Annotated in this window: 2 protein-coding genes and 2 pseudogenes; 2 read left to right on the top strand and 2 right to left on the bottom strand. The window is 48.2% G+C overall.

What is annotated here, in order from left to right; genetic code table 11:
* Window positions 1-209, top strand: a 209-nt coding sequence (locus tag ABUA47_RS24565) for an SPOR domain-containing protein (protein ID WP_410520200.1), incomplete at its 5' end; no start/stop codon positions are given.
* A 9-nt stretch (window positions 210-218) separates the two neighbouring features.
* Entirely contained in the window at window positions 219-806 is a 588-nt protein-coding gene (gene folE, locus ABUA47_RS24570; protein WP_005829983.1) for a GTP cyclohydrolase I FolE, read from the top strand.
* A gap of 22 nt (window positions 807-828) precedes the next feature.
* On the opposite strand, the pseudogene ABUA47_RS24575 reads toward folE, so the two are convergent.
* Window positions 829-1,449 (bottom strand): annotated as a pseudogene (locus tag ABUA47_RS24575) (DNA primase); the annotation flags it as partial.
* A gap of 36 nt (window positions 1,450-1,485) precedes the next feature.
* Window positions 1,486-1,711, bottom strand: a pseudogene (locus ABUA47_RS25010) (DNA primase); the annotation flags it as partial.

Consider the following 1,711-nt stretch of genomic DNA (forward strand, 5'->3'; position numbering starts at 1 on the left):
TCGCTTCCACGGATATGCTCCGCAGGGAAATGGCCGGCAACGGACATACCGGGAAATACGAGTCGCAAGTCTTCACCCCTCGTTGGCTGTGCCGTGCAGGAGATTTCCGCAGTATCGAAGAAGCGGATGCCATGATGCGTCAGTTGCGGGCTACTGGTGTATTCAAGGAAGTTTCTATCGTGAAAGAGCAGATAAACATCCCCTTATAAAGAATTATCATGTTAGGAAAAGAAGAAATTGTATCTCCTTCATTAGATGAATTGAAGGAACATTATCACCGCATCCTTACTCTGTTGGGTGAAGATGCCGGACGTGAAGGTTTGCAGAAGACACCTGAACGGGTGGCGAAGGCCATGTTGTCGTTGACGAAAGGGTATCATATGGACCCGCACGAGGTACTCCGTTCGGCCAAATTTCAAGAGGAATACAGTCAGATGGTGATTGTGAAAGACATTGACTTCTTCTCGCTTTGCGAACATCACATGCTTCCCTTCTACGGAAAGGCACATGTGGCATATATTCCTAACGGCTACATTACCGGACTGAGCAAGATAGCCCGCGTAGTGGATATTTTCTCTCACCGCCTGCAAGTGCAGGAACGTATGACTCTCCAAATAAAAGAGTGTATTCAGGAGACGCTGAATCCGCTGGGGGTTATGGTTGTTGTGGAAGCCAAACACATGTGCATGCAGATGCGCGGAGTAGAGAAACAGAACTCCATTACCACTACATCCGATTTTACCGGAGCATTCAACCAAGCGAAGACTCGCGAGGAATTTATGAATTTAATCAGGCATAATTCTTGACGGAGAACTCCCCGAATTGAATTTAAAAATTCAGGATGACTCTGTCTCCCAGCCGCTTTGCCATGATGCTTTTTACTTTGTTCAATTCGTTGTAGCGCTCCATGATGCTGTTACACTGGGTTTCATCATTGGCTATGGCAGGGTTCTGTAACGCAAATAGGGTATGCTTCAATTCTTCGCAGACGATGGCATATTTGAAGTTTATCATTAACCGTGGAATTAGCTCATAGAGGCGTTCTTCGTCCGTTACCATTTGTTCTATCTGTGATTTCCTTAACTGATAGCGGTTGCTGATAAGCTCCACACTCAGCTTGCTGATGACGGGGTCGGGATGCGCCACAAAATACCGTTCGGCGGTAAAACCCTCATTGTGGATACGTTCGGCAGCCTCTGTCAGGATTTGCCGGTGAAGCGGATTGTGGAAGGCAAGTTCGTCTTCTTTTAAATCATTGACTATATATTCAGTTACAGTGATAGGGGTTTCCTGCCCCTCTTCATTGGTGACATTGCACATCACCCGCTCACCATAGAGCACTACCATCTTCAGAATAAGTCGTTCGTATTTATAGAACTCCTGGCCCTCCTTGCCCTCCTGCGGGATGAAGGATACATATTCTTCCTCGGGTGGAAAAGGTGGAGGTGTTTCGGAAGGGAGACCGGCAGGCAGTGATTGGGACGGCTAGCCAGCTTGTTGTGCGTCGGGGTTGGTAGCTGCAGTATGACTGCCATTGACCCCCGTTTCTGCATTGGCTCTTGCGGCATTGGCCGACCGACGCTCACGTTCTGCTCGCTCAGCTTGTTGCTCGGCTTGCTTTTCGCGACGCTTGGCAACCTCAGAACCCAGCAGTTTATCTTCTACGTGCAATAATTGGGCGCACTCCTTGATATAGACATCACGCACAATG

It is taken from the genome of Bacteroides sp. RTP31139st1_H2_RTP31139_211217 (genome assembly GCF_040227615.1).
Taxonomy (GTDB): domain Bacteria; phylum Bacteroidota; class Bacteroidia; order Bacteroidales; family Bacteroidaceae; genus Bacteroides; species Bacteroides uniformis.